This window comes from Nonomuraea antri (assembly GCF_013283785.1).
GTDB lineage: Bacteria > Actinomycetota > Actinomycetes > Streptosporangiales > Streptosporangiaceae > Nonomuraea > Nonomuraea antri.
In genome coordinates this window covers 1-7,515 of sequence record NZ_JABCPZ010000349.1, presented here as the reverse complement: position 1 = coordinate 7,515, position 7,515 = coordinate 1, and the positions used below count along the sequence as shown (strand labels likewise).

The following is a 7,515-nucleotide window of genomic DNA, read 5'->3' as shown; positions in this document are numbered from 1 at the left end:
GGCTGGTGGTGGCGAACCACATCTCCTGGCTCGACCCGCTGGTCCTGGCGGCAGCCGTGCCGTCGCGGCCGCTGGCCAAGCGCGAGATCGGCCGCTGGCCGCTGGTGCGCACGCTGGCCGCAGGCGCCGGCGCGATCTTCATCGACCGGGCCAGGCTGCGCGCGCTGCCCGAGGCGGTGGCCACCGTCGCCGCCGCGCTCCGGGCCGGCGACACGGTGATCGCCTTCCCCGAGGGCACCACCTGGTGCGGACGCGGGATGGGCGAGTTCCGGCCCGCGGTGTTCCAGGCCGCGATCGACGCGGGCGCGGCCGTGCACCCGGCCACGCTGCGCTACCAGGAGGACGGCGTGACCTCCACCCGCGCCTGCTACGTGGGGGACGACTCGCTGTCGGCCTCGCTGCTGCGGGTGGCCGCCACGCGCCGGCTGGTCGTCGAGGTGACCTTCCTGGCCCCGGTGCGCTCGGCGCCGTCAGGGCCGTGGCCGCGGGCGCGTGCCGCGCTGGCCAGGCTCGCCGAGTCGAGCGTGCGGGCCGGTGTCATGGAGCCGCATCCGCCCTGGTAGCGGGCGGCTCCTTGGACACGTGGGCGAGCTTGTCCGGGTTGCTCACGGTGTAGATGTCGCGTACCTGGGCGCCGTCCGGCGTCAGGTCGACGACCATGACCGCGAACGGCGCGTCGGCCATGAAGATCACCGCCGACGGGTCGCCGTTGACCTCCCGGTACTGGATGTCCAGGCCGCGCAGCGCGCCAGGGGCGCGGGAGACCAGCAGCCTGGCCACCTTGTCGCGGCCCTGGACCGGGCGCGGCCCGGCCGCCGCGGACTTGCCGCCGCCGTCGGACCAGAGCGTCACCTCCGGCGCCAGGAGCTCCATCAGCGCGTCCAGGTCGCCGCCGAACGCCGCCGCGACGAACCGCTCGGTCGCCTCCCGCTGGACGTGGGAGTCCACCCGCTGACGCGGCCGCCGCGCCTGGACGTGACCACGGGCCCGATGCGCGAGCTGGCGCACGGCAGGGGGAGTGCGGCCGAGCATCCCGGCGATCTCCACGTGGGAGTAGGCGAACACCTCGTGCAGGATGAACACGGCCCGTTCCAGCGGGGTGAGCGTCTCCAGCACCACCAGCAGCGCCAGCGACACCGACTCGGCCCGCAGCACCTCCTCGGCCCCGTCCGCCGCCGTCCCGGAAGGGCCGGCGACCAGCGGCTCGGGCAGCCACGGCCCCACGTACGTCTCGCGCCGCCTGCGCAGCGCCGTCTGGTGCGCCAGCGCCTGGTTCACCGCGATGCGCACCAGGTACGCCTTCGGGTTGCCGATCTCGGCCGGGTCCTTCCCCGCCCAGGACAGCCAGGTCTCCTGCAGCACGTCCTCGGTGTCGGTGACGCTGCCGAGCATGTTGTACACGATCGAGAACAGCAGCTCCCGGTGAGTGGCGAACACGTCGGTCGCGCCCGGCGACGGGGCCTCGCGCATCTTGGGCTCCTCCCTGGCCATCATGCCCCCAAGAGCCGTACGGCAGGCGCGGGTGTGACATGCCGGGGACGAATGTGACCCGCGTCTCAGCGCCGGGGCGCGGTGTCACACTCCGGCCCGCGCCGTCACTCCAGGAGGGCACCGACATCCATCGAAGGTTGAGGAGCCCGACCATGACCGTTCTCGTCACCGGCGCCACCGGCACCGTCGGCCGGCACGTCGTCCAGCACCTGCTGCGCCGCGGCGCGCGGGTGCGGGCGCTGACCCGCGACCCGGCCAGGGCCGCGCTGCCCGCCGGGGTGGAGGTCGTCGCGGGCGACCTGACCGACCTGGCCACGCTGCGCCCGGCCGTCGACGGCGTCACCGCGGTCCACCTGATCACCTTCGGCGGCGACTACCGGCCGCTGGCCAACGGCCGCGAACTGGTGGACCTGATCGCGGCCGCGGGCGTCCGCAAGGCCGTGGTCCTGGGCGGCTGGCAGGAAGGCGTGCTCGAACCCGCCGTCAGGCAGAGCGCCCTGGAGTGGACGATGCTGAACCCCGTCCAGTTCATGGCCAACTTCCTGACCGACTGGGCCGGGCCGCTGCGCACGCGGGGCGTGGTGCGCGAGCCGTTCGGCGACCGCAAGAGCCCGCCGATCCACGAGGAGGACATCGGCGAGGTGGCTGCGGCCGTGCTGACCGGGGACGGGCACGGCGGCAGGTCGTACCACCTGACCGGGCCCGAGGTGCTCACGCCGCGCCTGATGATCCGCGCGCTGGCCGAGGCCACCCGCCGCGCACCTTCGCCCGGTGGGCGGCCGAGCACGCGGGCCACTTCGGGGGCTGACCTCAGGCGCCGGGTGACAGCTCCCTGCGCATCGCCGCGAGCGCCGTCTCCTTGGCCCAGGCGGCGTCGCGGCCCGGGATGCCGAGCAGCACGTCGCTGCTGAGCCCGTCCATCAGGCGGCAGTGCCTGGCCCCGAAGTCGTCGGCGAGCGCCTGGTCGAGGCCGCGCAGGCGGTGCGCGACGCCGGCCAGCTCGGCGGCCCAGGCGCGGAAGTAGCCGTCGAGGCGCAGCAGCGTCTCCTCGTCGTCCGGCGGCCTGGCGATGACCTGCGCCCACAGCCGCCAGCGCACGTCGTGCCTGCCCTTGGGCAGGTACAGCTCGACCAGCCGGTCGAGGGCGGCGGCCGCGTCGAGCCCGGCCAGCTCGGCGCGGCGGCGCTCGTCGAGGTCGGCCTCGCTCATCAGCAGCGTGGAGACGAGGATCCTGTCGCGGCTGCCGAAGTAGTAGAGCACGTGGCCGGTGCTCATGCCGGCCCGGTCCGCGATGTCCTTGACCCGCAGCCGGTCGAAGCCGACCTCCTCGATCGCCAGCAGGGCGGCCTTGAGCACGTGTGCCCGCATGTCGGGCCGTGCGAGAGGGATCTTCGACTCCCGAGCCATGGCCATCACCGTAGTGGCAGGGAAAGGGGATTCAAACCCGGTCTAGAGCTGTGCTCAAATTTTGAGTAGCATTCCAGCCGCTCAGTCATCACAGCGGGAGGAAGGCGTGCGACTCACACCCACGGAACGGGACCGGCTGCTGCTCTTCACCGCCGCCGAACTGGCACGTTCCCGCCGGGCCAGGGGGCTGAGGCTCAACGTGCCCGAGGCCACCGCGCTGATCTCCGACGCCGTCTGCGAGGCCGCCAGGTCCGGCGCCCGCCTGGCCGAGGCCATCGAGGTGGGACGCGCCGTGCTCGGCCCCGCCGACGTGCTGCCCGGCGTGCCCGACGTCGTGACGGAGATCCAGGTGGAGGCCGTCTTCGACGACGGCACCAGGCTCGCGGTGATCTCCGACCCGTTCGGCGGCGGCTCGCTCGGCGACCTGGCCCCCGGCGCGGTCCTGCCCGCCGAGCAGCGCGAACGGCCGGTCGAGACCGTCGAGGTCGAGGTGACCAACACCGCGACCGTGCCGATCAGCGTCACCTCGCACTTCCACTTCTTCGAGTGCAACCCCAGGCTCAGCTTCGACCGGGCCCGCGCCTACGGCCGCCGCCTGCACGTGCCCGCCGGGTCCACGGTCAGGTTCGACCCCGGCGAGCGCCGTACCGTCGCGCTGGTCGCCATCGGCGGCGCCCGCGTCGCGATCGGCTTCGCCGGGCTGGTGGACGGTCCGCTGGACGCGCCGGGCGCGTTCGAGACCGCGATGGAGCGGGCGCGGGCCTGCGGATTCCAGGGGGCATGATGAGCCTGTACGGCTACCGCGAAGGCGACCGCGTCAGGCTCGGGGACTCCGGGCTGACCGTCGAGGTCGAGCACGACTCGCAGCTGCCCGGCGAGGAGTTCCTGGCCGGGTTCGGCAAGACCGCCCGCGACGGGCTGCATCTCAAGGCCGCCTCCATCGCGGAGACCTGCGACCTGGTGATCAGCAACGTGCTGATCATCGACCCGGTTCTGGGCGTGCGCAGCGCCTCGATCGGCGTGCGCGAGGGCCGCATCCACGCCATCGGCCGGGCCGGCAACCCCGACACCCTCGACGGCGTGGACGTCGTGGTCGGCACCGGCACCACGATCGTCTCCGGCGAGGGGCTGATCGCCACCGCCGGGGCCATCGACACGCACGTGCACCTGCTGTCCCCGCGCATCATGGAGGCGTCGCTGGCCTCCGGCGTCACCACGATCATCGGCCAGGAGTTCGGCCCGGTGTGGGGCGTCGGGGTGAACTCGCCGTGGGCGCTGCGGCACGCGTTCAACGCCTTCGACGCCTGGCCGGTCAACATCGGCTTCCTCGCCCGCGGCTCGTCGTCCCACCCGGCGCCGCTGGTGGAGGCGCTGGTCGAGGGCGGCGCGTGCGGCTTCAAGGTGCACGAGGACATGGGCGCGCACACGCGCGCGCTGGACACCGCGCTGACCGTGGCCGAGGAGTACGACGTGCAGGTGGCCCTGCACACCGACGGGCTCAACGAGTGCCTGTCGGTCGAGGACACCCTGGCCGTGCTGGCCGGCCGCACCATCCACGCCTTCCACATCGAGGGCTGCGGCGGCGGCCACGTGCCGAACGTGCTCAAGCTGGCCGGCGTCACGAACGTGATCGGCTCGTCCACCAACCCCACGCTGCCGTTCGGCCGAGACGCGGTCGCCGAGCACCACGGCATGATCGTCTCGGTGCACGGGCTCAAGCCCGAGCTGCCCGGCGACGCCGCGCTGGCCCGCGACCGCATCAGGGCCGGCACCATGGGCGCCGAGGACGTCCTGCACGACCTGGGCGTCATCGGCATCACCTCCTCCGACGCGCAGGGCATGGGCCGCGCGGGGGAGACCGTGCGGCGCACGTTCGCCATGGCCGGGAAGATGAAGGCCGAGCTGGGCGCGCCCGAGCGGCACGACAACGAGCGGGTGCTGCGCTACCTGGCCAAGCTCACCGTCAACCCGGCCATCGCGCACGGCCTGTCGCACGAGGTCGGCACGCTGGAGCCGGGCAAACTGGCCGACATCGTGCTCTGGCAGCCGGCCTGGTTCGGCGCCAAGCCGCAGCTCGTGCTCAAGGCCGGCTTCCCCGCCTACGGCGTGACCGGTGACCCGAACGGCTCCACCGACACCTGCGAGCCGCTCGTGCTCGGCCCGCAGTTCGGCGCGCACGGCGCGACCGCCGCCGACCTGTCGGTCGCGTTCGTCTCCCAGGCCGCCGCCGACGGCGACCGCATGCCCACCCGCAGGCGGCGCGTCGGCGTGCGCGGCACCCGCGGCATCGGCCCCGCCTCCCTGGTGCGCAACGCCAGGCTCGGCCGCGTGGACGTCGACCCGCACGGCCGCGTCAGCCTGGACGGCGACCTGGTCCACTCCGAACCGGCGCAGACCGTCTCGCTCAACCGTCTCTATTTCCTCTGAGGAGCACCCCCTTGATCACGCCGCCGCTGTTCATGCCGCCGGAGTGGCACCCGCACCGCCGTACCTGGATGTCCTGGCCCGTCGGCTACGCGCTCAACACGCCGGAGCCGTCGTACCGGGCGTGGTCGGCGACGGCCAACACGATCGTCGGGTACGAGCCGGTCACCATGCTGGTCGACCCGTCCGAGCGCGACTCGGCGGCCAAGTGGCTCGACCCCCGCGTCGAGGTGGTCGAGCAGCCGCTGGACGACTGCTGGCTGCGCGACAACGGCCCCACCTTCGTGGTCGGCGACGGGCGGCTCATGGGCGTCGACTGGACGTTCAACGGCTGGGGCTGGGCCCCGCACGACAAGGACGACCTGGTCGCCGCGTCCGTCCTGGAGCGGGCCGGGGTGCCGGGGCGCCGCACGTCCATGGTGGGCGAGGGCGGCGGCATCCACGTGGACGGCGAGGGCACCGTCATCGTCACCGAGACCGTGCAGCTCGACCCCGCCCGCAACCCCGGCTGGACCAGGGAGCGGGCCGAGGCCGAGCTGCGCGCGCTGCTCGGCGTGACGAAGGTGATCTGGCTGCCGCGCGGGCTGACCGCCGACTACGGCGGCTACGGCACCAACGGGCACGTGGACCTGCTGGCCTCGTTCGTCCGGCCCGGGCTGGTGCTCTGCCACGTCCAGCCCGACCCGGCGCACCCCGACCACGAGGTGACCAGGGAGAACCTGGCCGTCCTGCGTGCCGCCACCGACGCGCGGGGCCGGCCGCTGGAGGTGGTCGAGGTGCCCGCGCCCACCGTGCTGGAGACCCCGGACGGCGCGCTCGTCGACTACTCCTACATCAACCACTACCTGGCCAACGGCCTGGTGCTGATGCCCGCCTTCGACGACCCGCGCGACGCCGAGACCGCCGAGCTGTTCGCCGGGCTGTTCCCCGGGCGCGCGATCGAGTCGGTCGACGCCAGGGACATCTTCGCGCTCGGCGGCGGCGTCCACTGCATCACCCAGCAGCAGCCCGACTACAGGTAGACGCGCGGGTCGGCGTTCAGGCCGCGGGTGAGCCGGACGGTGATGAACTCGTTGTCGTCCGGCCTGCCCGGGGTGCGGCCGGAGGAGAACGGGAAGTTGTTGTCGTCCAGGATGCCGAGGGTGCGGTCGTCCAGGATGATCACGTCCTCGATCGTCTGGAACGGGAAGCGGAACGTGCCGCCGGACGGGGCACCGGCTGGGGCGCCGAGGCCGTGCGGGTCGGCCAGGTCGAGCAGGTCGGCGACCAGCGTCTTGTCCAGGGCGCCGTCGCCGTCCATGTCTCGGGTGTCGGCCAGGTACACCTTCTTCGCCTTGGCCGCGTCGCCCTGCAGGTTGTCGCGCTCGATGACGAGGAAGCGGTGCCGGTCCACCGCGATCGCGTCGCCGATGGCGTGCGAGGGGTCGTCCAGCCGGTACGTCCAGCGCCGCTCGGTGTAGGCGCGCTTGCGCAGGTCGAACTCGTGCATGCGGAGCGTGCCCGCCGGGTCGCCGGAGACCGTGCCCTCCAGCAGCGGGTAGAGCCGGCGGCCGTCCACCGACCTGGCCATGCCCTCGAAGCCCTTGCTGCGGCCCAGGTTCGGCTGTGCGCCGCCCAGGTACGGGTTCTCCGGCGCCTTGACGCCCGGCAGCTCGACCGGGGCGTCGAGCAGGCGGCCCCGCTGGTCGAAGTGCAGCAGGAACGGGCCGAACTCGTCGCCGATCCAGTACGTGCCGTCCAGGCCGCGCACGATCGACTCGACGTCGAAGTCCGCGCCGGTCAGCTTCCTGTCGGGCCGCGTCAGCGGGAACGGCACCAGCCCGCGCGGGTCCGACAGGTCCATGCCGCCGAGCACGCGCACCGTGCGGCCGCGGAAGTCGGGCCTGATCCGGTGGACGCGCAGCAGGAAGTCCGCGCTGTTGTCCTTGGCGCCGAAGCCGTTGTCCGACAGCACGTCGAAGGAGCCGTCGTGGCGGCGCGCGATGCCGCTGAAGCCCTGCACCGGCTGGCCGGGGAAGGGCGGGGTGACGCCGTTGACCGGGGCGGTGCCGAGCTGCCTGCCCGACGGCTCGCTGCCCGGCACGTACGTCAGCGCGGGCAGCGCGGCGAAGCCGGTCAGCGTGGCCCTGCCGTACTCGCCCCGCCCGTGTCCCGCCGCTCCCGGGTCGGCGGCGGTGGTGGTGGAGGCGGCGG

8 protein-coding genes are annotated in these 7,515 nt (G+C 73.5%); 5 read left to right on the top strand and 3 right to left on the bottom strand.

The genetic code is table 11. The features are described 5' to 3' along the window. Nucleotides 1-563 (top strand): lysophospholipid acyltransferase family protein (locus HII36_RS51660; RefSeq protein ID WP_173530758.1); only part of this gene is annotated, 563 nt, incomplete at its 5' end. Here the strand turns inward: HII36_RS51660 and sigJ are convergent. Continuing rightward, entirely contained in the window at nt 538-1,470 is a 933-nt protein-coding gene (sigJ, locus tag HII36_RS51655) for an RNA polymerase sigma factor SigJ (RefSeq protein ID WP_173530757.1), read from the bottom strand. The two genes, HII36_RS51660 and sigJ, sit on opposite strands and share 26 nt — an antisense overlap. A gap of 173 nt (nt 1,471-1,643) precedes the next feature. Here sigJ and HII36_RS51650 point away from each other — a divergent pair, with 173 nt between their 5' ends. Continuing rightward, nucleotides 1,644-2,402 (top strand): SDR family oxidoreductase, encoded by a 759-nt coding sequence (locus tag HII36_RS51650; RefSeq protein ID WP_173530756.1) that lies wholly within the window; start codon nt 1,644-1,646, stop codon nt 2,400-2,402. On the opposite strand, the gene HII36_RS51645 is transcribed toward HII36_RS51650, so the two are convergent. After that, nucleotides 2,302-2,898, bottom strand: a complete 597-nt coding sequence (locus HII36_RS51645) for a TetR/AcrR family transcriptional regulator (RefSeq protein WP_173530755.1) — start codon at nt 2,896-2,898, stop codon at nt 2,302-2,304. The two genes, HII36_RS51650 and HII36_RS51645, sit on opposite strands and share 101 nt — an antisense overlap. A gap of 106 nt (nt 2,899-3,004) precedes the next feature. Between HII36_RS51645 and ureA the strand changes: the two genes are divergently transcribed. The 3 genes from ureA to HII36_RS51630 are packed head-to-tail and all read left to right on the top strand — an operon-like array spanning nt 3,005 to nt 6,344. Then, nucleotides 3,005-3,682 carry an urease subunit gamma gene (gene ureA / locus HII36_RS51640; protein ID WP_173530754.1) on the top strand — a complete coding sequence of 226 codons (678 nt, stop codon included), beginning with the start codon at nt 3,005-3,007 and terminating at the stop codon, nt 3,680-3,682. Continuing rightward, nucleotides 3,679-5,325 carry an urease subunit alpha gene (locus HII36_RS51635; RefSeq protein WP_236005015.1) on the top strand — a complete coding sequence of 549 codons (1,647 nt, stop codon included), beginning with the start codon at nt 3,679-3,681 and terminating at the stop codon, nt 5,323-5,325. The genes ureA and HII36_RS51635 overlap by 4 nt, the downstream gene beginning before the upstream one ends. A gap of 11 nt (nt 5,326-5,336) precedes the next feature. Continuing rightward, nucleotides 5,337-6,344 (top strand): agmatine deiminase family protein, encoded by a 1,008-nt coding sequence (locus HII36_RS51630; protein WP_236005013.1) that lies wholly within the window; start codon nt 5,337-5,339, stop codon nt 6,342-6,344. On the opposite strand, the gene HII36_RS51625 is transcribed toward HII36_RS51630, so the two are convergent. Beyond that, nucleotides 6,335-7,515 (bottom strand): esterase-like activity of phytase family protein (locus HII36_RS51625; RefSeq protein WP_173530753.1); only part of this gene is annotated, 1,181 nt, incomplete at its 5' end. The genes HII36_RS51630 and HII36_RS51625 overlap by 10 nt on opposite strands.